General features: G+C 61.4%; 16 protein-coding genes. 9 read left to right on the forward strand and 7 right to left on the reverse strand.

Translation table 11 applies throughout. The features are described from left to right. Nucleotides 1–187: 187 nt before the first annotated feature. The gene (locus JAO85_RS02370) at nucleotides 188–1363 is read right to left on the reverse strand and encodes an AI-2E family transporter (RefSeq protein WP_039048665.1); all 1176 of its coding nucleotides are present in this window, start codon (nucleotides 1361–1363) and stop codon (nucleotides 188–190) included. Between the two features lie 220 nt (nucleotides 1364–1583). Here JAO85_RS02370 and JAO85_RS02375 point away from each other — a divergent pair, with 220 nt between their 5' ends. The 5 genes from JAO85_RS02375 to JAO85_RS02395 all read left to right on the forward strand — a co-directional run bounded on the left by JAO85_RS02375 (nucleotide 1584) and on the right by JAO85_RS02395 (nucleotide 9356). After that, nucleotides 1584–4463: a 2-oxoglutarate dehydrogenase E1 component gene (locus tag JAO85_RS02375; RefSeq protein ID WP_012838210.1), complete on the forward strand. Its 2880-nt coding sequence runs from the start codon at nucleotides 1584–1586 to the stop codon at nucleotides 4461–4463. 63 nt (nucleotides 4464–4526) lie between these two features. After that, a complete protein-coding gene (gene odhB / locus JAO85_RS02380; protein ID WP_034352343.1) occupies nucleotides 4527–5768 on the forward strand; it encodes a 2-oxoglutarate dehydrogenase complex dihydrolipoyllysine-residue succinyltransferase in 1242 nt (413 codons plus the stop codon). An 81-nt stretch (nucleotides 5769–5849) separates the two neighbouring features. Then, a complete protein-coding gene (gene lpdA, locus JAO85_RS02385; RefSeq protein WP_034352346.1) occupies nucleotides 5850–7277 on the forward strand; it encodes a dihydrolipoyl dehydrogenase in 1428 nt (475 codons plus the stop codon). Between the two features lie 152 nt (nucleotides 7278–7429). After that, nucleotides 7430–8527 carry a cell division protein ZapE gene (gene zapE / locus JAO85_RS02390; RefSeq protein WP_003069887.1) on the forward strand — a complete coding sequence of 366 codons (1098 nt, stop codon included), beginning with the start codon at nucleotides 7430–7432 and terminating at the stop codon, nucleotides 8525–8527. Nucleotides 8528–8594: 67 nt separating this feature from the next. Beyond that, on the forward strand, nucleotides 8595–9356 hold the full coding sequence (locus JAO85_RS02395) for a hypothetical protein (protein WP_202787365.1): 762 nt from the start codon (nucleotides 8595–8597) through the stop codon (nucleotides 9354–9356). 106 nt (nucleotides 9357–9462) lie between these two features. Here JAO85_RS02395 and JAO85_RS02400 read toward each other — a convergent pair whose 3' ends face one another. Continuing rightward, on the reverse strand, nucleotides 9463–10236 hold the full coding sequence (locus JAO85_RS02400) for a PP2C family serine/threonine-protein phosphatase (RefSeq protein ID WP_202787366.1): 774 nt from the start codon (nucleotides 10234–10236) through the stop codon (nucleotides 9463–9465). Nucleotides 10237–10372: 136 nt separating this feature from the next. Here JAO85_RS02400 and JAO85_RS02405 point away from each other — a divergent pair, with 136 nt between their 5' ends. Beyond that, nucleotides 10373–12451: an ATP-dependent DNA helicase gene (locus tag JAO85_RS02405; RefSeq protein ID WP_202787367.1), complete on the forward strand. Its 2079-nt coding sequence runs from the start codon at nucleotides 10373–10375 to the stop codon at nucleotides 12449–12451. A 56-nt stretch (nucleotides 12452–12507) separates the two neighbouring features. On the opposite strand, the gene JAO85_RS02410 is transcribed toward JAO85_RS02405, so the two are convergent. Further along, complete coding sequence (locus tag JAO85_RS02410; protein ID WP_003069900.1) at nucleotides 12508–13299, reverse strand: outer membrane protein assembly factor BamD; 792 nt, start codon at nucleotides 13297–13299, stop codon at nucleotides 12508–12510. A gap of 240 nt (nucleotides 13300–13539) precedes the next feature. On the opposite strand from JAO85_RS02410, the gene dnaE reads away from it, so the two are divergent. The 3 genes from dnaE to clpA all read left to right on the forward strand — a co-directional run bounded on the left by dnaE (nucleotide 13540) and on the right by clpA (nucleotide 20024). After that, nucleotides 13540–17073 (forward strand): DNA polymerase III subunit alpha, encoded by a 3534-nt coding sequence (gene dnaE, locus JAO85_RS02415; RefSeq protein ID WP_202787368.1) that lies wholly within the window; start codon nucleotides 13540–13542, stop codon nucleotides 17071–17073. Nucleotides 17074–17271: 198 nt separating this feature from the next. Beyond that, nucleotides 17272–17637 (forward strand): ATP-dependent Clp protease adapter ClpS, encoded by a 366-nt coding sequence (gene clpS, locus JAO85_RS02420; protein WP_034349666.1) that lies wholly within the window; start codon nucleotides 17272–17274, stop codon nucleotides 17635–17637. A 62-nt stretch (nucleotides 17638–17699) separates the two neighbouring features. Next, nucleotides 17700–20024 carry an ATP-dependent Clp protease ATP-binding subunit ClpA gene (clpA, locus tag JAO85_RS02425; protein WP_012838218.1) on the forward strand — a complete coding sequence of 775 codons (2325 nt, stop codon included), beginning with the start codon at nucleotides 17700–17702 and terminating at the stop codon, nucleotides 20022–20024. 351 nt (nucleotides 20025–20375) lie between these two features. On the opposite strand, the gene JAO85_RS02430 is transcribed toward clpA, so the two are convergent. From JAO85_RS02430 to JAO85_RS02445, 4 genes are all read right to left on the reverse strand, one after another. Then, nucleotides 20376–20627, reverse strand: a complete 252-nt coding sequence (locus JAO85_RS02430) for a hypothetical protein (RefSeq protein WP_012838219.1) — start codon at nucleotides 20625–20627, stop codon at nucleotides 20376–20378. 151 nt (nucleotides 20628–20778) lie between these two features. Next, complete coding sequence (locus tag JAO85_RS02435; protein ID WP_012838220.1) at nucleotides 20779–21207, reverse strand: hypothetical protein; 429 nt, start codon at nucleotides 21205–21207, stop codon at nucleotides 20779–20781. A 156-nt stretch (nucleotides 21208–21363) separates the two neighbouring features. Then, nucleotides 21364–21900: a response regulator transcription factor gene (locus JAO85_RS02440; RefSeq protein ID WP_003069919.1), complete on the reverse strand. Its 537-nt coding sequence runs from the start codon at nucleotides 21898–21900 to the stop codon at nucleotides 21364–21366. A 15-nt stretch (nucleotides 21901–21915) separates the two neighbouring features. Continuing rightward, the gene (locus JAO85_RS02445; RefSeq protein WP_012838221.1) at nucleotides 21916–23217 is read right to left on the reverse strand and encodes an ATP-binding protein; all 1302 of its coding nucleotides are present in this window, start codon (nucleotides 23215–23217) and stop codon (nucleotides 21916–21918) included. Nucleotides 23218–23261 lie beyond the last annotated feature (44 nt).

Consider the following 23261-nt stretch of genomic DNA (forward strand, 5'->3'; position numbering starts at 1 on the left):
CGACCCCCCCCATTTTTGATAGCAGTTACAAACCCTTAATTCTTGAGTAACGTTGAGCGACTTTGAGTTTTATGTTTCGTTTTTGTTTTTCTTAATGACGGCGATAGTTTTCAACCTGCACCTCTCAACCTATCAACTTTCTGCTCGAAAAGCCATCGGTCAGCAGGCCGGGTTGAACAGGAAATCCCTAATCTGTGTCGCTTTTGCGTGTTTCGGCAGGAGGGGGAGCGACGGTGGGGGCAGGGCCTTCTACAGGTTGTTGCGGATCGGTTGTTGTGCGCTTTTGCGCGATTTCCCGGTTCAGCAGCTTTTCCTCCTGCTCCTGCATGGTGGCAAACAACTCCCAGGCCGCCATGAACAGGGCGGCAATGGCGGGACCGAGCACAAAGCCCGAAAGACCGAACAAGGCCATGCCTCCCAGGGTGGAGATCAGAACCACATAGTCGGGCATCTTGGTGTCCTTGCCGACCAGCAGGGGGCGCAACACGTTGTCCACCAGGCCGATGACCAGCACACCATAAGCGGCAAGGATCAGTCCCTTGGTGACGGCGCCCGTGGCCAGAAAGTAGATGGCCACCGGCCCCCAGACAAGGCCTGCCCCCACTGCTGGCAGCAGCGACAGAAAGGCCATGACCACGGCCCAGAGTACTGCGCCCTGAATGCCCAGAAGCCAGAAAATCAGCCCCCCCAGCGCGCCCTGGGCGGCTGCAACGGCCAGATTTCCCTTGACGGTGGCCCGGATGACGGTAATGAACTTGATGGCCAGTTCGCGCTTGTGTTCGGGCGCGAGCGGCGTGGCTGCCCAGATGCGTGCGACCAACTCCTTGCCGTCACGCAGCAGAAAAAAGATCAGATAGAGCATGACGCCAAAGCCCACCACAAAGCCCAGGGTGTTCTGACCCAGCCCCACAGCCTTGGTGGCGGCGAGCTTGCTGGCCTGCAGGGCGATGTTGGAGAGCTTGGTCTGGATTTCCTCCAGAGTGCCCAGGTGCAGTTTTTCCATCCATGGCGTCAGCCAGGAGGGAAGTGCATTGAAGACTTGCTCCACGTAGCTGCCGGCGGACAGGTTGCCGCTGCTGATTCGATCGTAGATGGCGGCAGTCTCCTTGATGAGCGAGAGGCCTATCAGAGACAGCGGCAAAATGACCATTACCAGACTAATTAGCAAGGTTGCCAACGCGGCCAGCGTGGGCTTGTTGGGCATGCGCATCAGCAGCTTGCGGTGCAGGGGGGCGAAGACGATGGCAAACACCACGCCCCAGAAGATGGCCACGGCATATTCCTCTAGAACCAAGCCGAATCCTGCGGTTACTGCTATTAAAAGAAGAATGAATGCACGTTTGTGAAGCGGCAAAAGCGGCATGCGAGTCCTTGTTTATGGAGTTCCCGCAATGTAAGCGACTCCCAGGGGTGTAAACATCTTGTCTTTTATAAGACCAAGACTTTGAACAGTGGCACAATGGCTGCCGCAACTCAAGGCCCTTCCCCAGCCACAGTCGCATCCGCCAATCGGTACAGCCGTGTCGCGGGAGGTTCTACAAACCAGCTAATGCTTTCCGAAGGAAAGCGGAGGTCAGCGAGATATGAGCGATCAGTCAACGATCTATCAAGCCTATCAAGGCAACACCTATCTGTTCGGCGGCAATGCGCCCTATGTCGAAGAGATGTACGAGAACTACCTGGCCAACCCCGGCAGCGTTCCCGATTCCTGGCGTGAATACTTCGATGCCCTGCAGCATGTGCCTGCAGTCGACGGCACCGACAACAAGGACGTTCCCCATCTGCCCGTGATCAATGCTTTTGCAGAGCGCGCAAAGCAGGGCGGTACCAAGGTGGTGGTGGCTTCCGGCGCTGACTCCGAGCTGGGTCGCAAACGCACGGCCGTGCAGCAGTTGATTGCAGCCTACCGCAACGTGGGTCAACGCTGGGCCGATCTGGATCCTCTGAAGCGCACCGAGCGCCCCGAAATTCCCGAGCTGGAGCCTTCCTTCTACGGCTTCACCGACGCCGACCAGGAAGTGGTGTTCAACACCAGCAACACTTTCTTCGGCAAGGAAACCATGACTTTGCGCGAGCTGATGAATGCTCTGCGCGAAACCTACTGCGGCACCCTGGGTGCCGAGTACATGTATGCCACCAATCAGAATCAGAAGCGCTGGTGGCAGCAACGCCTGGAATCGATCCGTTCCAAGCCCGTCTTCAACGCCGACGAGAAAAAGCGCATCCTGGAGCGCCTGACCGCTGCCGAAGGTCTGGAGCGTTATCTGCATACCAAGTATGTGGGCCAGAAGCGCTTCTCGCTGGAAGGTGGCGAGTCCTTCATTGCCGCCATGGACGAGCTGATCAACTCCGCCAGCGCCAAGGGCGTGCAGGAAGTCGTGATCGGCATGGCTCACCGTGGCCGTCTGAACGTGCTGGTCAATACCCTGGGCAAGGCGCCCAAGGATCTGTTTGCCGAGTTCGACCATACCGCTCCCGAAGATCTGCCTGCCGGTGACGTGAAGTACCACCAGGGCTTCAGCTCCGACGTGTCTGCCAAGGGCGGCCCCGTTCACCTGTCGCTGGCCTTCAACCCCTCGCACCTGGAAATCGTCAACCCCGTGGTGGAAGGTTCGGTGCGCTCGCGCATGGACCGTCGCGACGACCCCATGGGCAAGCAAGTGCTGCCCGTGCTGGTGCACGGTGACGCAGCCTTCGCCGGCCAGGGCGTGAACCAGGAAACCCTGGCACTGTCCGAAACCCGTGGCTACACCACCGGCGGTACGGTTCACATCATCATCAACAACCAGATCGGTTTCACGACCTCTGACCCTCGCGACCTGCGTTCCACGCTGTATTGCACCGACATCGTCAAGATGATCGAGTCGCCCGTGCTGCACGTGAATGGCGATGATCCCGAAGCCGTGTGCCTGGCCATGCAGCTGGCCCTGGAATTCCGTATGGAGTTCTCCAAGGATGTGGTGGTCGACATCATCTGCTTCCGCAAGCTGGGTCACAACGAGCAGGACACACCTGCACTGACACAGCCTCTGATGTACAAGAAGATCGCTGCCCACCCCGGCACGCGCAAGCTGTACGCTGACAAGCTGGCGACCCAGGGCCTGGGCGACACGCTGGGCGACGACATGGTCAAGGCCTATCGCGCAGCCATGGACGAAGGCCGTCACACCCAGGACGTGGTGCTGACCAACTTCAAGAGCAAGTACGCTGTGGACTGGAGCCCCTTCGTGGGCAAGACCTGGACCGACGCCGGCGACACTGCCATCCCTCTGACCGAGTGGAAGCGTCTGGCCGAGAAGCTCACCACCCTGCCTGCCAGCGTGAACCCTCACGCTCTGGTCAAGAAGGTGTACGACGACCGCGCAGCCATGGGCCGCGGCGATGTGAACGTGGACTGGGGCATGGGTGAAACCATGGCCTTCGGCTCCCTGGTCGCTTCGGGCTATCCCGTGCGCCTGTCGGGTGAAGACTCGGGTCGCGGCACCTTCACGCACCGTCACGCTGTGATTCACGATCAAAAGCGCGAGAAGTGGGACGAAGGCACCTACATCCCGCTGCAGAGCGTGGCCGAGAATCAGGCTCCGTTTGTCGTGATCGACTCCATCCTGTCCGAAGAGGCGGTGCTGGGCTTTGAATACGGCTATGCATCGAACGATCCCAACACCCTGGTGGTGTGGGAAGCCCAGTTCGGCGACTTCGCCAACGGCGCCCAGGTGGTGATCGACCAGTTCATCGCATCCGGTGAAGTGAAGTGGGGTCGTGTCAACGGCCTGACACTGATGCTGCCTCACGGCTATGAAGGCCAGGGTCCCGAGCACAGCTCGGCGCGTCTGGAGCGTTTCATGCAGCTGGCTGCCGACACCAATATGCAGATCGTGCAGCCCACAACGGCCAGCCAGATCTTCCACGTGCTGCGTCGCCAGATGGTTCGTGGCCTGCGCAAGCCGCTGGTCATCATGACTCCCAAGTCGCTGCTGCGTAACAAGGACGCCACGTCGCCCCTGTCCGAATTCACCTCTGGTGGTTTCCAGACCGTGATCCCCGAGCAGGACGAAACCATCGTCAAGAACGCTGCCAAGGTCAAGCGCATCATCGCCTGCTCGGGCAAGGTGTACTACGATCTGGTCAAGAAGCGTGCCGAGAAGGAATCCAAGGACGTCGCCATCATCCGCGTCGAGCAGCTGTATCCCTTCCCCCACAAGGCGTTCGCCGCCGAAGTGAAGAAGTACGCCAACGCTACTGACATCGTGTGGTGCCAGGATGAGCCTCAGAACCAGGGTGCCTGGTTCTTCATCCAGCACAACATCCACGAGAACATGCGTGAAGGCCAGAAGCTGGGCTACTCCGGTCGCGCTGCGTCCGCTTCGCCCGCCGTTGGCTACGCACATCTGCACCAAGAGCAACAAAAGGCACTGGTGGAAGGCGCATTCGCCAAGCTCAAGGGCTTTGTCCTGACCAAGTAATACAGGCGACACCCCCTGTCCGAGGACAGGGGGCACAAGAAACATCTTTGGAAAGAATTCAAAATGGCAATCGTTGAAGTTAAAGTCCCCCAGCTGTCCGAATCCATCACTGAAGCCACCATGCTGACCTGGAAGAAAAAGGTCGGCGAGGCAGTGGCCGTCGATGAAATCCTCATCGAAATCGAAACCGACAAGGTCGTGCTGGAAGTGCCCGCTCCTTCGGCTGGCGTGATCACCGAAATCCTGCAAGGCGACGGCGCAACCGTGGCTGCCGAGCAAGTGATCGCCAAGATCGACTCCGAAGCCGTCGCAGGCGCCGCTGCTCCTGCTGCCGCCCCCGCTGCTGCTGCGACTCCTGCTGCTGCCCCCGTGGCCGCCGCTCCTGCCGGCGCCGACAAGAGCGGCGTGGCCATGCCTGCTGCTGCCAAGATCCTGGCCGACAACAACCTGTCCGCTGCCAACGTGGCCGGCACAGGCAAGGACGGCCGCGTGACCAAGGGTGACGCTCTGGGTGCCATCAAGGCTGGCGCAGCCATCCCCACCGGCGCTCCCAAGGCGGCTCTGCCTCAGGTGGCAGCTCCCGTGACCAAGGAAAACCTGGGCGACCGTCCCGAGCAGCGCGTGCCCATGACACGTCTGCGTGCCCGTATTGCCGAGCGTCTGCTGCAATCCCAGGCTACCAACGCCATCCTGACCACGTTCAACGAAGTGAACATGGCTCCCGTGATGGAACTGCGCAAGAAGTTCCAGGACCAGTTCACCAAGGAACATGGCGTGAAGCTGGGCTTCATGTCCTTCTTCGTCAAGGCTGCAGTGCATGCCCTGAAGAAGTTCCCCGCAGTCAATGCCTCCATCGACGGCAACGACATCGTCTACCACGGCTACTTCGACATCGGTATCGCTGTGAGCTCGCCTCGCGGCCTGGTGGTGCCCATCCTGCGCAATGCAGACCAGATGAGCTTTGCCGACATCGAAAAGAAGATTGTCGAATTCGGTCAGAAGGCCAAGGAAGGCAAGCTGGGCATTGAAGAAATGACCGGCGGCACCTTCTCCATCTCCAATGGCGGCACCTTCGGCTCGATGATGTCCACCCCCATCATCAACCCCCCTCAGTCCGCCATTCTGGGCGTGCACGCCACCAAGGATCGCGCCGTGGTCGAGAACGGTCAGATCGTGATCCGTCCCATGAACTACCTGGCCATGTCCTATGACCACCGCATCATCGACGGCCGCGAAGCCGTGCTGAGCCTGGTGGCCATGAAGGACGCGCTGGAAGATCCTTCTCGCCTCCTGTTTGATCTGTAATTCAGCAGATCGAGCTTCTACAAAGCCCACCACCAAAAGCGGTGGGCTTTTTTCGAGTTAAACAGAGAAAAGATTCAAATCATGAGCAAGCAATTTGACGTCGTCGTGATCGGCGCAGGCCCCGGCGGCTACATCGCTGCCATCCGCGCTGCACAACTGGGTTTCAACGTCGCCTGTATCGACGAGTGGAAGAACGCCGCTGGCGGCGCTGCTCCCGGCGGCACCTGCACCAACGTGGGCTGCATTCCCTCCAAGGCGCTGCTGCAGTCTTCCGAGCATTTCGAGCATGCCAAGCTGCACTTTGCCGACCATGGCATCTCCACCGGCAAGGTCGAGATGGACGTGGCCAAAATGATCGCCCGCAAGGAAGCGATCGTGAAGCAGAACAACGACGGCATCCTGTACCTGTTCAAGAAGAACAAGGTCACCTTTTTCCACGGCCGCGGCTCCTTCGTCAAGGCTGTCGAAGGCGGCTATGAAATCAAGGTTGCCGGCAAGGAAGAGGAAGTCATCACCGGCAAGCAGATCGTGGTGGCCACTGGCTCCAACGCCCGTGCCCTGCCCGGCGTGGCTTTCGACGAAGAGAACATCCTGTCCAACGACGGCGCTCTGAGCCTGGGCAAGGCTCCCAAGAAGCTTGGCCTGATCGGTGCCGGTGTGATCGGTCTGGAAATGGGCTCGGTCTGGCGCCGTCTGGGTACGGAAGTGACCGTGCTCGAAGGCATGGACAAGTTCCTGCCCGTGGTGGATGAGCAGATCGCCAAGGAAGCCAAGAAGGCTTTCGACAAGCAAGGTCTGAAGATCGAGCTGGGCGTGAAGATCGGTGAAGTCAAGTCCGGCAAGAAGGGCGTGACCGTTGCCTACACCAACGCCAAGGGCGAAGCCCAGACCCTGGAAGTGGACAAGCTGATCGTGTCGATCGGCCGTACCGCCAACACCATCGGCCTGAACGCAGAAGCCGTGGGCCTGGCTCTGGACGAGCGCGGCGCCATCGTGGTGGACGATCTGTGCAAGACCAATCTGCCTGGCGTGTGGGCTGTTGGCGACGTGGTGCGTGGCCCCATGCTGGCGCACAAGGCCGAGGAAGAAGCCGTGGCCGTGGCCGAGCGCATTGCCGGCCAGCACGGCCATGTGAACTTCGCCACTCTGCCTTCGGTGATCTACACCAGCCCCGAAGTGGCATGGGTGGGTCGTACCGAGCAGCAGCTCAAGGCTGAAGGCGTCAAGTACAAGGCTGGCTCCTTCCCCTTCCTGGCCAACGGCCGCGCGCGTGCACTGGGCGACACGACCGGCATGGTCAAGTTCCTGGCCGACGCCGAGACTGACGAAATCCTGGGTGTGCACATGGTGGGTCCCATGGTGTCCGAGCTGATTTCCGAAGCCGTGGTGGCCATGGAGTTCAAGGCATCGAGCGAAGACATCGCCCGTATCTGCCACGCTCACCCCTCGCTGTCCGAATCCACCAAGGAAGCGGCTCTGGCCGTGGACAAGCGTACCCTGAACTTCTAAGTTTTTTCAGTCTTGCGCGCAGGTTTTGACATGGCTGTGAAGTGCCCGCGCGCAGGCTGAGTTTCTTTTAGAATTCAGAACAAAATGGCTGCTAACGCTTAGTGCATAAGCGGTAGCAGCTATTGTTTTTTTGAGCATCTGGAGACAAGACGGTGAATGTAAGACAAGCCTACGAGGCGGAACTGGCCGCCAAGGGTTTCAAAAGCGATCCCGCGCAGTTGCGTGCAGTCGATGCGTTGCAGCGCTGTGCCGACGAGTGGGCCGTGTACAAGGGCAAGCGCTCCAATGCTCTCAAGAAACTGATCAATCACCCCGATCTGCCCAAGGGCGTCTATATGTACGGCGGGGTGGGGCGCGGCAAGAGCTTTCTGATGGAATGCTTCTTCAATGCCGTGCCCCTCAAGCGCAAGGTGCGACTGCACTTTCACGAATTCATGCGCGAGGTGCACCGCGAGATGCATCTCATGCAAGGCACGCAGAATCCGCTCGATGCCCTTGGCGCCAAGATCGCCAAGAAGTACAAGCTGATCTGTTTTGACGAGTTTCATGTCGCCGACATCACCGATGCCATGATTCTCTACAAGCTGCTCGAGTCGCTGTTTGCCAACGGCGTGGGCTTTGTGACGACCTCCAACTTCGAGCCTGACGGTCTCTATCCTGGTGGCTTGCACCGCGACCGGATCCTGCCTGCGATTGCCCTGCTCAAGGAGCGCATGGAAGTGGTGAATGTGGATAACGGCACCGACTATCGCCGCCGCACTCTCGAAGATGCCAAGCTCTATCATTGCCCGTTGGGCCCGGACGCCGATGCTGCGATGCAGGAGACCTTCGATCGCCTGGCCGAAGCCCATGACGAAGAGCCGGTGATGCAGATCGAAACCCGCAAGATTGCAGCCAAGCGCCGTGCCGGCGGCGTCGTGTGGTTTGACTTCCGCGAACTCTGCGGCGGCCCGCGCTCGCAAAATGACTATCTGGAAATTGCCACGCAGTTTCACACCATCTTGCTGTCCGATGTGCCCGAGCTGCATGTGAACATGGCTTCGGCCGCACGGCGCTTTACGCTGCTGGTGGACGTGCTCTACGATCGCCATGTCAAGCTCATTCTGTCGGCTGCCGTGCCGCCCGAGAAGATCTATACCGAAGGTCCTCTGTCCCACGAGTTCCCGCGCACCGTCTCGCGCCTGAATGAGATGCGCTCCAAGGAATATCTGGCGCTTGAGCGCCGCGTGGTGGACACCAGCTTGACCTGATCGCCTGCGGGCAACTGCCTGCGGCCTTAAGATGCCAGCCTGTACTTCGAGTTCTGAGTTGATGACGATGCCCACTATCCTTGCCCAGCCGATCCGCCACCGCATTGCAGGCTTTGCACTGGCGCCCCTGGCCGCCATCTGGCTGGCTTGTGTGCCGGCCATGGCCCAGGTAAAGGTGGATTCGGCGCAGCAGACCGACAAGCAGGCGCAGAAGGAAGTTGCCGACAAGGCGCGCCAGCAATTGCACCAGCAGCGCGAAGCCGAGCGCGACGAGATTCTCGGCAAGCGCGCCGTTATCGAGCAGCAGCGGGTGGCTGATGAAAAGCTCTGCTACCAGAAATTTGCCGTGGAGGGCTGTCTGGCCGATGCCCGCAGGGCGGCACGTGAAAAAGATGCGCCGCTGCGTGCGCGCGAGCTGGAAATCAACGACGCGGAGCGCAAGGAAAAGGCGGCGGCCAAGCTGCAGGCCATTGAAGAGAAAAAAGCCGAAAACGCTGCCGTTCCCATGAAGTCTCAGCAACGCGAGAAGAATGGCAAGAGCCAGCCCCTGCCCACCGGCCCGGGTGCCAAACCTGCGGTTGACGAGCAGGCGGCGCAGGCACAGCGCCAGACCGAGGCTCAGCAGCGTGCCAGCAAGCAGGCCGACTATGTGCGCCGCCACGAGCAAAACCGTGCACAAGCCGATCAGGGGCGAGCCGAGCGTGAAGCCAAGGCCCGGGCAGATCATGAGGCCAAGCTAAAGGCTGCAGCCGAACACAAAGCCAGGGCTTTGCAGCAGGCCAAGGAGCGCGGTCAGACGGCGGCGCCGCTGCCAGCACCTGCTCCCTGATACATTGAGGATCGGCAGTGCTCTACAGCAGGGTGTTGCCGGGAGAATTGCTGCAAGCGCCTGCGCCCAAGGCGCTCAAGCAGTCTTGGCTGGACTGAATAGCTCTTCAAGCGTTTGCCGCTGCGGCTGAGGTGTCCAGCTTGAGTATTGCCAGCGAGAGGTTGTCACCACCCCCGGTCGCGCGCCGCCTGGCTTTTTCAATCAGAAATTGCGAGGCTTCGCGTGGCGAGAGTCCGTCGAGCACAGTGCCCAGCTCCTGTGCGGTGAAGTAATGCCACAGGCCGTCTGAGCAGGCCATCAAGCTGTCGCCCGGCAGCAGTTTCTCAATCATGTGGTGGCTCATGGGCGGCGGCGGCTCGGCACCCAGGCAGCCCAGCAAGATATTGGACTGTGGGTGGTGCTGAGCCTCGGTTTCGGTGAGCTCGCCGCGGTCGACCAGTGCCTGTACATAGGAGTGATCAAGCGAACGGTGCACGAGGGAAGAGCCGCGAAAATGGTAGAGCCGCGAATCGCCGGAGTGCATGAAGTGGCAGCGACTGTCGGGCAGGACCACAAAGACCGCGATGGTGCTGTGGGGCTCCTGTTCCGCTGCTATTGCGGTAAGGCGAATGACGGTGTGGGCATCCTGCACAATGGTGCGCAGCATGCGTGTGCAGTCTTCCTTGGCGGGCTCAAAGCGCTCGAAAACCTGGCGGGCCGTCAGCATGACCTGATCGGATGCCTTTCTCCCGCCGCTGCGCCCGCCCATGCCATCGGCTACCACGCCGAGAATGCAGCCCTTGGCATAGGGATGCGCCATGAGGAGAACCTGGTCCTGCTGGTATTCTCGGTCACCGCGATGAATGCCGGTGGCCGCCTGAATGCGGTAGCTGGATGACATGAGTGTGTGCGAATGCGCTCGCGGAGCGAGATTTAACGTTGCGTTACATTTTATCGAGCGGAGGCTGGGCCTCGGCGAATATTTGTGATCTTATGTGAGCTTGCGCTGACTTGGCTTGTTGGAAGGTGAAACGGTTTTGACTCATTTGCAGGAGGCGGTCGCGCAGGTGTTTGCACAGCAAGGTGCGCTCTCGCTGGCTGAGCCCGCATTCACGCCGCGCCCGGGCCAGACCCGCATGGCGCTGGCGGTGGCTCAGGCCATAGAGGAGGGCGGGGTGCTGGTGGTGGAGGCCGGCACGGGTGTTGGCAAGACCTACGCTTATCTGGTGCCTGCCTTGCTCAGCGGTCAGCGCGTGCTGGTGTCCACGGCCACCAAGGCGCTGCAGGACCAGTTGTTTGCCCGTGATCTTCCGCGCCTGGTTCATGGTCTGGGCCTGCCTCTGCGCATGGCCAGGCTCAAGGGGCGTTCTTCCTATCTATGTACGGAGCGGCTGGAGCGTGTGCGCCAGGGTCGCACGGCTCCCCAGGATCCGCAGGTGCTGCGCGCCGTGGCCGATGTGGAACGCTGGGCCAGGGTCACGCGTACCGGCGATCTTGCCGAGCTGACGGCGCTGGATGAGCGCTCCCCTGTGATGCCCTTGGTGAGCTCCACCAAGGACAATTGCATGGGGTCTGACTGCCCGCACTGGCAGGGCTGTCATGTCAATCAGGCGCGTCAGCAGGCGTTGGAGGCCGACGTGGTGGTGGTCAATCATCACCTGCTGTTTGCCGACCTCGATGTGCGCGACAGCGGCATGGCTCATCTTTTGCCCAACACCGGCGTGGTGGTGATCGATGAAGCCCATCGGCTCAACGACATCGGCGTGCAGTTTGCCGGAGAGGCTCTGTCCAGTCAGCAGTTGGTGGGGTATGCACGCGATGCCCTCAGGCTGACGCAGGAACATGCACGCGGCATGGCCGACTGGCTGGTGCTCTGTGCCACGCTGGAGCAGGCCATGCGTGAGTTGCGCCTGCAGGCCGGCAAGCCTCCGGTCGGAGGACGGCTTGCGTGGCAAGCGGTGACCCCGCAGGGACTGGATGCGGTGAAATGGCGTGCGGCACTGGTGCGGCTGGGGCAGAGCCTGCGTGCCTTGTTGATTCCGCTCTCAAGCCTGGAGGGGGCAGGGGCAGAGCTGCAGCGTCTGTATGAGCGCGGAGCAGAGTTGCTCGCGCGACTGGCACGCTTTGCTGCTCCTGCAGATGATGAATGCGTGCGCTGGCTGGAGGTCGGGGCGCAGTATCTGCGCATGCTGGAGTCTCCGCTGTCGATTGCCCGCATCATGCAGCAGAGGCTGCTTCAGCGCTCGCTGGAGGATGCCGGCACGGACCAGGGCGAGGAGCCCGATTCTTCAAGGAAGAAGGCCTGGATCTTCACCTCGGCCACGTTGGGCAATGACGCCCAGCTGAGCTGGTTTGTCGAGTCCTGCGGCCTGCGCGGAGCACAGGTGCTGCAGGTGGAAAGCCCGTTTGACTACCATCGGCAAGCCGGTGTCTATGTGCCCCAGCCCTTTGCTGCGGCCGGCAGCGCACAGCACAGCCAGCAGGTCGCCCAGCTGGTGCTGGATGCAGCGCAGCGCATAGGCGGCCGCACCCTGGTGCTGACTACCACCCTCAAGGCCCTGCACGCGATCAGCGCATCGCTGCGCACCAGCCTGGGCCTGTTTGCTGATCTCGATGTGCTGGTACAGGGCGAGGCGCCCAAGCTGGCCTTGATTCAGCGCTTTATGGCCGCCGGAGCAGTCGCCGGACGAGGAGCTGTTCTGGTGGCTTCCGCCACTTTCTGGGAGGGGGTGGACCTGCCCGGCGACATGCTGCAGCTGGTGGTGATCGACAAGCTTCCGTTTCCGCCACCTGACGACCCGCTGGTCGAAGCCCGCTCGCGACTGCTGGAAAGCGTGGGGCGAGGAGCGTTTCATGATTACATGCTGCCCGAGGCGGCACTGGCCCTCAAGCAAGGGGCCGGGCGTCTGATCCGCAGTGAAGCCGATCGTGGCGTGCTGGTCATCTGCGACAGCCGCTTGATGACTATGGGCTATGGAGCGGATTTGATGTCGGCGCTGCCTCCCATGCGCGTGCTGGGCAGTCAGCCGGAGTTCGAGGCGGCGCTGGAGCAGTTGTCGGCGCAACATGCCGGGCGTGACGGCGAGCAGGCGCCGGTGCAGGATTCAGAGGTGTAGAAATGAAAAAGGATGCGCTTGACGCATCCTTTTGTCCCTTGGGCGGCAAACGCTGCTTACCAGAGCTTCCACCAGGATTCTTTTTTCTTCTCTACGCTTTGCTCGGTGTTGGCGCCATAGCTGCTCTCCAGCACGCGCTGCGCGTCGTCACGCAGCTGAGTCATGCCCAGGGCGTCATAGGATTTGACGAGGATCACCATGGCTTCGCGCACCGCAGGCACGTTCTGGTAGTCCTTGATGGCAGCCTGCGCACGGGCAATGGCCGCCACATAGGCGCCTCGGCTGTAGTAGTACTTGGCGACATGGACTTCGTACTGGGCCAGCGAGTTCACGATGTACTGCATGCGCTGGCGGGCATCATCGGAGTACTTGGAATCTGGAAAGCGGGTCACCAGTTCGCGGAAGGACTCGAAGGAGTCCTTGGCGGCTTTCTGGTCGCGTTCGGATAGATCCTGGCGGGTCAGCCAGCCGAACATGCCCAGGTTGTCATTGAAGTTGACCAGGCCCTTGAGGTAGAGGGCATAGTCCATGGCGGGGCTGGCAGGATGCAGCTTGGTGAAACGGTCCAGCGTGGCCAGAGCCTGCACTTTTTCGCCGGCCTTGTACTGGGCATAGGCTTTTTCCAGCTGAGCCTGCTGGGCCAGTGGCGTGCCGGCGGCACGGCCTTCGAGCTTTTCAAACAGCGGCACGGCCTTGTCATAGGCACCGGAGGAAGATTCATCGCGCGCTTCGGTATAGATGCGCTCGGGTGTCCACTTGGCCGTCGGGTCGTCCTTGGTGCTGGAGCATCCCGCCAGCGTGGCGGCGATTAACACGGCAGGGACTAGAGTCAGTGAAATACGCGGCATGGTGGACAGTTTTCTGACAATCATTAGCGGTAATAGGAGGCAGGCCCGTCGCATCTGGCGGCAAGGCGCAAAACCTACACCATACACCACCAGGCCCGGACCTTCCTGAAAAAGGATCGACGCATTGTAATGGGCCGCCGGATCGCGCTCGCAAGTTGCTGGCGTCTTTACGCTACGGCCGCAGCGAATCTAGAGGCATTGAGTCCGCAGGGACGAAGCGCTCTTCCTACAATAGCGGCCATGTTTGTCCATCTGCGCCTGCACACCGAATTCTCCGTCGTCGACGGAACCACCCGCGTCAATGCCATGATCAAGGCCGCCGCCGAAGACGGGCAGGTGGCGATGGCCATTACCGACTTCAACAATCTGTTTGGCGGCATCAAGTTCTATCGCGAAGGCCGTGGCAAAGGCGTCAAGCCCCTGCTGGGCGCCGAGATCATGCTCGAAGGGCTGGGTGACGCGCCGCCTTCGCGGATCATCGTTCTTGTGCAGAGCAAGCAGGGCTACCACAATATTGCCGAGCTGCTGGCACGTGGCTGGACGCGCAATGTAGTGCGTGATCAGGCGCAGCACAAGTGGGAATGGCTGCAGGAACTGGGCGAGGGGCTGATCGTGCTGTCCGGTGCGCAAGCCGGCCCCGTGGGCATTGCCCTGACGCGTGGTGATGAAAAAGGGGCGGCCGAGATTGCCCAGCGCCTGGCCACCATGTTCCCGCACCGCTTCTATATCGAGCTGCAGCGCGCGGGCCGTGCCGATGACGAGTCGCATGTGCTGGCGGCCGTGAAGCTGGCCAGCCGCTTGAATCTGCCGGTGGTTGCGACGCACCCGATCCAGTATGCCAAGCCCGACGATTACGAGGCCCACGAGGCCCGCGTCTGCATTGCCGAAGGCGAGATCCTGGGCAATGCCAAGCGGGTGCGCAAGTTCACGCGCGACCAGTATTTCAAGACCGCTGCCGAGATGGAGCAGCTGTTTGCCGACATTCCGAGCGCGATCGAGAACACGGTGGAAATTGCCCGCCGCTGCAGCCTGACGCTGGAGCTGGGCAACCCGCAGTTGCCCAATTTCCCCGTGCCGTCCGGCATGAGCATGGACGAGTTCTTCCGCCACGAGTCCTACCAGGGGCTGGAGGAGCGCCTGGTCCACCTCTATCCCGATGCGGCCAAGCGCGACGCCCAGCGCTCGCGCTATGTGGAGCGGCTGGAGTTCGAGCTGGGAACCATCATGAAGATGGGCTTTCCGGGCTACTTCCTCATCGTGTCGGACTTTATCAAGTGGGCCAAGGCCAATGGCTGCCCAGTGGGGCCGGGCCGTGGCTCGGGTGCCGGCTCGCTGGTGGCCTATGTGCTCAAGGTGACCGACCTGGATCCGCTGGAATACAACCTGCTGTTCGAGCGTTTCCTCAACCCCGAGCGCGTGTCCATGCCCGACTTCGACGTGGACTTCTGCCAGCAGAACCGCGACCGGGTGATCGACTATGTCAAGGATCGCTACGGCCGCGATGCCGTCAGCCAGATCGCCACCTTCGGCACCATGGCCGCACGTGCGGCCATCCGCGACGTGGGCCGCGTGCTGGACATGAGCTACACCTTCTGCGACGGCATCTCCAAGCTGATCCCGAACAAGCCCGGCCTGCATGTCACGCTCAAGTACCCGCCCAATCCGCCCAAGGAAGGCGATAAATACACCTATGCCATCAAGGAGGAGCCGATTCTGGCCGAGCGCATCGAGCGCGAGGAAGACGTCAAGACCCTGATCGAGATGGCGCAGAGCCTGGAGGGCATGACGCGAAACATCGGCATGCACGCCGGCGGCGTGGTGATTGCTCCGGGCAGGCTGGCCGATTTCTGTCCGCTGTACCAGCAGCCCGGCAGTACCTCGGCCGTGGCCATGTACGACAAGGATGACGTGGAGGCCGTGGGCCTGGTGAAGTTCGACTTCTTGGGCCTGGCCACGCTGACGATCCTGGAGATTGCGCGCGAATTCATCATGAAGCGCCACAAGGGCCAGGAGAACTTCCAGTTCGAGAACATTCCGCTGGACGACTACCCGACCTACAAGCTGTTCTCCGACGGCAAGACCGAAGCCGTCTTCCAGTTTGAATCGCGCGGCATGCAGCAGATGCTCAAGGAGGCCAAGCCCTCGCGCCTGGAAGACCTGATTGCGCTGAACGCCCTCTACCGTCCCGGCCCCATGGATCTGATTCCCACCTTCATTGCCCGCAAGCACGGGCAGGAAGTCGTGGAGTACCCGCATCCGCTGGTCGAGTCGGTGCTGGCCGAAACCTACGGCATCATGGTCTACCAGGAGCAGGTGATGCAGACCGCCCAGGTGCTGGGTGGCTACTCGCTGGGCGGCGCCGACTTGCTGCGCCGGGCCATGGGCAAGAAAAAAGTCGAGGAGATGGTCAAGCACCGGGGCATCTTCCGCGAAGGTGCAGCCAAGAACGGACTGAGCGAGGAAAAGGCCGACGAGGTCTTCGACCTGATGGAGAAGTTCGCGGGCTACGGCTTCAACAAGTCGCACGCGGCAGCCTACTCCCTGCTGGCCTATCACACGGGCTGGCTCAAGGTGCACTACACGGCCGAGTTCTACTGCGGCAATATGACCGTGGAAATGGACAACACCGACAAGCTCAAGGTGTTGTACGAGGACGCGCTCAAGATGGGCATCACTTTCGAGATGCCCGATGTGAACCGCGGCGTGCACCGCTTCGAGCCGGTGACCGACAAGGTCATACGCTACGGCCTCGGAGCCATCAAGGGAACGGGGCAGGCGGCCATCGAAGCCATTGTGGCCGCGCGCAACGGCGAGGGCACAGGCCCCAACGGCCACGAGAAAGGCCCGTTCAAGAGCCTGTTCGACTTCTGCCTGCGCGTGGATCGCAGCCGCATCAACAAGCGCACCGTGGAAGCCTTGATCAAGGGCGGCGCCTTTGACACGATAGACATGAACCGCGCCTCGCTGATGGCGACGCTGGACACGGCCTTCGGCTTTGCGGCCACCTCGATCGCCAACGCCGACCAGGGTGGTCTGTTCGACATGATGGGCGATGACGCGCTGGGCTCGAGCACGGCGGAGCCGCCCATGGCCGATGTGCTGCCCTGGGGCGTCAAGGAAAAGCTGACGCTGGAAAAAACGGCTATCGGCTTCTATCTGACAGGCCATCTGTTCGACGAGGTCGAGGCCGAAGTGCGCCGCTTTGTGCGCACTCCTATCGGCGAGATGCGCGACAGCCGCGAGCCGCAGACCATGGCCGGCATCATCGGGGGGCTGCGCACCATCAACGGCCAGCGCGGCAGGCTCAGCATCTTCACGCTGGACGACAAATCGGCGGTGATCGAGGCCTCGGTCGACGAAAAGACCATGGCAGCCTGCGCCGATGTGCTCAAGGAAGACGAGTTTGTCGTGGTTTCGGGCCGTCTCCAGCCCGACCGCTTCAGCGGCGGCCTGCGCATGAAGGTGCAGCAGATGTGGAGCCTGGCCGATGCACGCTGCCGTTTTGCGCGCTATCTGCAGGTCAGCGTCGGGGAGAAGATGCCCGATGTGCCGGCGCTGCTGCGCCAGTTCCCGGCCAAGGTCGAGGAAACCGAGAGCGGCAATATCAACCATGGCGTCAAGGTACGTCTGGACCTGATATGCCGCGACGAGCGTGGCTCGGCCAGTTGCGAGCTGGCGCTGGGCGAGAGCAGCCGCTTCTATCCCTCGGATGCCGCACTGGCTGCCTGGTATGGCTCGGCCGCGGCAGGCCAGGTCAAAGTGGTTTATGAATAGACATCATGGCTGGCCTTGAGAGCCGATTGCACTCGAATGTCGGATAAGAGCCTGATTTTTTGATAGCGCAGAGCGCTTGCTGGTTAAGGGATTTCCATGGATTTCCCTTGGTTTTGCCAAATTTGCTTCCGGCCGCCTTGAAATCCCTAACAATGCTATGCATATGCCAGCGCAAAAACATTGCAACGGCTCGCTAGAATGGATTTCATGGCTACCCAACTCCCATCAATTCCCCCGGTCTCGCCAGCGATCAGAACGCCTGACGATGGAGATTCCTTGGTGCTCGAGCGGCGCCGCCAGCGGCTGCAGCCGCCACGCATGTATCAGGTGGTGATGCTCAACGACGACTTCACACCCATGGAGTTCGTGATTGCCGTGCTGCAGGAGCTGTTCGGCAAGGACCGAGAATCGGCCACGCAGATCATGCTCAAGATTCATTTGGACGGCCGCGGTGTCTGCGGCGTCTACAGCCAGGATGTGGCGGCGACCAAGGTCGAGCAGGTGCTGCAGGCGGCCCAGAAAGCGGGCCATCCCTTGCAGGCCACATTCGAGCCTGTTGAATAAGCGCAGTCCGCCCTCAGATTAGTTAGCAGAGAGTCAACCAAGCAAGCCGAAAGGAGTCGCACATGATCGCTCAAGAACTGGAAGTCAGCTTGCACATGGCGTTTGTCGAGGCCCGTCAGCAGCGCCACGAGTTCATCACCGTGGAGCATCTGCTGCTCGCCCTGCTGGACAACCCCAGTGCAGCTGAAGTGCTGCGCGCATGCGCGGCCAATATCGACGACCTGCGTTCATCGCTGTCCAACTTCATCAAGGACAACACACCTCAGGTGGACGGCACCGAGGAGGTGGATACGCAGCCCACGCTGGGATTCCAGCGTGTGATTCAGCGCGCCATCATGCATGTGCAGTCCACAGGCAATGGCAAGAAGGAGGTGACGGGCGCCAATGTGCTCGTGGCCATCTTCGGCGAAAAGGACTCCCATGCCGTGTACTACCTGCACCAGCAGGGCGTCACACGCCTGGACGTGGTCAACTACATTGCTCATGGCATCAAGAAGGGCGAGCCGCCCGAGCCTGCCAAGGCCGAATCTCCCTCGGAGAGCGAAGAAGGCGCGGCTGGCGAGCGCAATGAAAAGGCCTCGCCGCTGGAGCAGTTCACGCTGAACCTGAACCAGGCCGCCAAGGAAGGCAAGATCGATCCGCTGATCGGGCGCGAGTACGAGGTGGAGCGCACCATCCAGATCCTCTGCCGCCGTCGCAAGAACAACCCGCTGCTGGTGGGCGAGGCCGGTGTGGGCAAGACCGCGATTGCCGAGGGTCTGGCCTGGCGCATCACCGAGGGAACGGTGCCCGAGGTGCTCAAGGAAGGCGTGGTCTACTCGCTGGACATGGGCGCGCTGCTGGCCGGCACCAAGTACCGCGGCGATTTCGAGCAGCGCCTCAAGGGCGTGCTCAAGTCGCTCAAGGACAAGCCGCATGCCATCCTGTTCATCGACGAGATCCACACGCTGATCGGCGCCGGTGCGGCCTCGGGCGGTACGCTGGATGCGTCCAATCTGCTCAAGCCCGCGCTGTCCAGCGGCCAGCTGCGCTGCATTGGTGCGACCACGTTCACGGAATACCGTGGCATCTTCGAGAAAGACGCGGCCCTGTCGCGCCGTTTCCAGAAGGTGGATGTGGTCGAGCCTACCGTGGCCGAGACCGTGGACATCTTGAAGGGCCTGAAGTCGCGCTTCGAGGAACACCACAGCATCACCTATGCGCAGGAAGCCCTGCAGGCTGCTGCCGAGCTGTCGGCCAAGTACATCAACGACCGTCACCTGCCCGACAAGGCGATTGACGTGATCGATGAGGCCGGTGCTGCCCAGCGTATCGCGCCCGAAGCCCAGCGCAAGCAGACCATCGGCAAGGCCGAGATCGAAGCCATCGTGGCCAAGATCGCCCGCATTCCGCCGGCCAATGTCAGCAACGACGACCGCAGCAAGCTGCAGACGCTGGAGCGAGACTTGAAGAGCGTGGTCTTCGGTCAGGACAAGGCACTGGAAGTGCTGTCGTCTGCCGTGAAGATGGCTCGCTCGGGTCTGGGCAAGCCGGACAAGCCGATCGGCTCCTTCCTGTTCTCCGGCCCCACGGGCGTCGGCAAGACGGAAGCTGCCAAGCAACTGGCCTATATCCTGGGCGTGGACCTGATCCGCTTCGACATGTCCGAGTACATGGAGCGTCATGCGGTCAGCCGCCTGATCGGCGCTCCTCCCGGCTATGTGGGCTTTGACCAGGGAGGTCTGCTGACTGAGGCCGTGACCAAGAAGCCGCATTCGGTGCTGCTGCTCGATGAAATCGAAAAAGCGCATCCGGACATCTTCAACGTGCTGCTGCAGGTCATGGATCACGGCACGCTGACCGACAACAACGGACGCAAGGCCGACTTTCGCAACGTGATCATCATCATGACCACGAATGCGGGTGCCGAGACCATGAACAAGGCCACCATCGGTTTCACGAACCCGCGTGAAGCCGGTGATGAAATGGGCGATATCAAGCGCCTGTTCACGCCCGAGTTCCGCAACCGTCTGGATGCCATCGTCAGCTTCAAGCCGCTGGACGAGCAGATCATCTTGCGCGTGGTCGACAAGTTCCTGCTGCAACTCGAGCAGCAACTGGCCGAGAAGAAGGTGGAGGTCACCTTCAGCGACAACCTGCGCAAGCATCTGGCCAAGAAGGGCTTCGATCCGCTCATGGGTGCACGCCCCATGCAGCGCCTGATCCAGGACACCATCCGCCGCTCGCTGGCCGATGAGCTGCTGTTCGGTCGTCTGACCAATGGCGGGCGCCTGGAAGTGGAGTGGGACGAAGCGGGCAACGAAGGCAAGGGTGATGTCAAGCTCACCATTACCGAGCTGCCCAAGGACGCGCCCAAGGCCGAGCCCGAGCAGGCCGTGGCCGAATAAGGCCTTCGTCGGCGCCCGTATGGGGTGCTGAAACCAGAGACCGGCAGTGGCGACACTGCCGGTTTTTTGTTGTCCGCCTGGCCTGTGTTTGCTCTCTTTATGAGAGCTTTTATCGCTTGTTTGGCATGTAATTCAGGTGCTTTTGTGCCTGAGTACTGCTGGTCGCGGGCGAAGTCGGCTATGAATGATGATTCGCCCATCAGGTTCTATGGACTGGTCCTGGCGGATGCAGCAGCTGCCAATGAGGTCGTTTCGGTGCTTGTAGCCTGAATGGGCGCAGGCTTTGGCAGGATGTTTTGTCCTGCGGACCACGATAGGGCCGCACGTCAATGCCCAGGCAGGGCTGCCTGATCAATCGCGCAGGTACAGAAGCAGCATGAAGATCGGAGTGCCGATCAGAACGCCGATGATGGAGAACAGGGGGCCGTAGACGAGCAGGCTTATCTCCAGGGCGCGCATGCATTCCGCTATGCCTTCATTCAGGCAGCTGACCCCGTCGGGCGGCAGGAAGATGCTGTGAAACGGCAGAAAAAGCGCCGCCACGGCGAGACTGGCAAGCAGTGCCAGAAAGGTGGAGAAAACAAGTCGGCTCAGGGTTTTCATATCGTGCATCTCCGCGGCAACTATAGATGGCTCAGCCGTGAATGCGGGGCTTCGCGGCCGACTCGGACCGGACCCGGTGCGCTGCCCTGTCGTGACGGCCGGCCGAGGTTGCTGAGCCGGACTGCCGCAAGAAAACGGCTTTGGAGCATGCCTAGGGCCTGCCTGTTGTGCCGCGTGCGGCCTGGCTGATGAAGTTGAGCGCAGCGACGATGATGCCCTTGGTCAGAGGCAGCAAGGCAAAGAACAGAAAGAAGAGGTGGTTGGCCTGCCACAGCGGCATGGTACGCAGATGTGCGAGCCAGCTTTGAACATGGCCGCCGGCCACGGCGGTCGCGATGGCTGCGGCAAGCAGGGCCAGCAGCGTGACGGCCAGGGCCTTGGCACGCTTGGATGCGCGCTCGAAGGCGAGCGTGACAGGGCGGATCAGGCAGCAGCCAAAGACCAGGGCGCAGAGAAAAGGCACCAGGTCCACGGCTTCGCCCCGTAGCAGCCAGGGCAGGGCCGTCGCATAGGACAGAACCAGCAGGCCGAGGCCGGTGGCTCCTATGAGTCGGGGTTGCCGCTGTTGCTGCTGCTTCATGGACGTCTGCCGGTGCGCTGGAACGAGGTCGCGAAACCAATGAAAAAAGGAGCTGTTATCGCTTGCTGCATGACGATTTCAGATACTTTCATATTTGAAAGGCAATGCTGAAGAGCGGAGTCAGCTATCAACATTGCTGCTTGCGCCAGACGCCAGTTACTTGACCTGGCGCTTTTCCAGCTTGCGCGCCAGCGTGCGCCGGTGCATGCCCAGGCGGCGTGCGGCCTCGGAGATATTGAAGCCGGACTCGGCCAGGGTCTCGTGAATATGCTCCCATTCCAGCGTCTTGATGGAGGTGGTCTGGCTGCTGACCTCCACGTCGGTGCGGCCTTCGACCCGCCCGAAGGCGGCTTCGATATCGTCGGTATTCGAGGGCTTGGCCAGGTAGTGGCAGGCTCCGAGCTTGACGGCTTCCACCGCCGTGGCAATGCTGGCGTAGCCGGTGAGCACGACAATCAGCGCATCGGGGTTGTGCAGATGCAGCATCTGCACGCAGTTCAGGCCCGAGGCATTGCCGGCCAGCTTCAGGTCCATGACCGCATATTGCGGCCGGTGCTGGGTCAGCAGCAGCTGCACTTCCTCGCCGCTGGTGGCATGCAGCACGCGGTAGCCCCGGCGCTCGAAAGAGCGCTTGAGGGTGCGTGCAAATGCCGCGTCATCTTCAACCAGCAGCAGTAAACGGTCTTCTTCCATGCAAACCACAATGTCTTAAATCGCGAGAGCGGACTGGGGCAGGCTGACCTCCACCAGAGCACCTCCGCCTTGCTGAGCCGGCAGATTGCCGGCATGAACGCGGCCGCCCAGGGCGCGGGCCACGTTGGTCACCAGAAACAGGCCCAGGCCGCGGCCAGGACGCTCCTGCTTGGTGGAGACATGGCACTGGCCCAGCTGCTGCAGCACGGCGGCATCGAAGCCCGGACCATGGTCGCGCACCTGGATGCGTATCTGGTCGTGATCGCTGCTCAGGGTCAGCTCCACCCAGTCGGGCGAGGCTTCGAGGGCATTGTCCAGCAAATTGCAAATCATTTGCTGCAATGCAGTATCCGAGAGCATGGCGAAGTCCTTCACGCCCTGCTGGTGCAGCGCAAAGTGCTGCAGGCTGTTATGGGTCTGCCAGTGGCTGACCACGCCTTGCACAAAGCTCGCGAAGGTGGTGCTTTCCGTGCCTTCGGCCCGGGTTTCGCCGGCCGACAGCAGCACGCCCGAGACGATGGACTTGCAGCGCAGCAGCTGGCGCTGCATTTCCTGCAGGTCCTCGCGCAGATCCTCGTCCTGCATGAGGGCCGGCATATGCTGCCAGTCGCCCAGGATCACGGACATGGTGGCCATGGGCGTGCCCAGTTCGTGGGCCGCGCCGGTGGCCAGCAGGCCCAGGCGCACGATGTGCTCTTCCTCGCTGGCGCGCTGGCGCATATTGGAGATGCGCTTGTCGCGGCGGCGCGTGTTCTCGACGATGCGCGTCAGAAAGACGATGGTCAGGATGCTGGTCAGCGCAAAGCTGATGAGCACGCCCACGACGTAGAGGCTGGGCAGGCCTTCCTGACTCACGAACTGCACATGCAGGGGCTGGTGAAACAGGGTCAGGCCCAGGACTCCGACAAAAGAGGCCGCGACCACGCACCAGGTGTAGTGGGCGGGCAGCAGCACGGCGCTCAGAATGCCCTGCAGCAGATACAGATAGATAAAGGGGTTGCTGGCACCGCCGCTCAGGTACAGCTGAATGGTCAGGGCCAGCACATCGGCCAGCAGCGCATAGAAGACGCTGCGCGAGGTCACGGGGCGGTGCAGGCCCTGGCTCCAGTAGATATAGGCCAGGTTGGTGGCCACCAGGGCCACCAGCACCAGCGCCATGGGCAGCAAGGGCAGTGCAATCTGAAAGCCGTAGTGCACCAGCGAGATGGTGACGACCTGGCCGACCACGGCAATCCAGCGCAGCTGAATCAGCAGCTGCATGTTCTGCCGCTCGGTCAGGCGCTGTACGCGAAACAGGGAATCGGAAATTTGGCTCACCGCGCAATTGTCACCGAGCATGCCTGCCACGGACGCCTCTGGGG

The sequence above is a fragment of the Comamonas sp. NyZ500 genome, from assembly GCF_016772095.1.
Classification (GTDB): domain Bacteria; phylum Pseudomonadota; class Gammaproteobacteria; order Burkholderiales; family Burkholderiaceae_C; genus Comamonas; species Comamonas thiooxydans.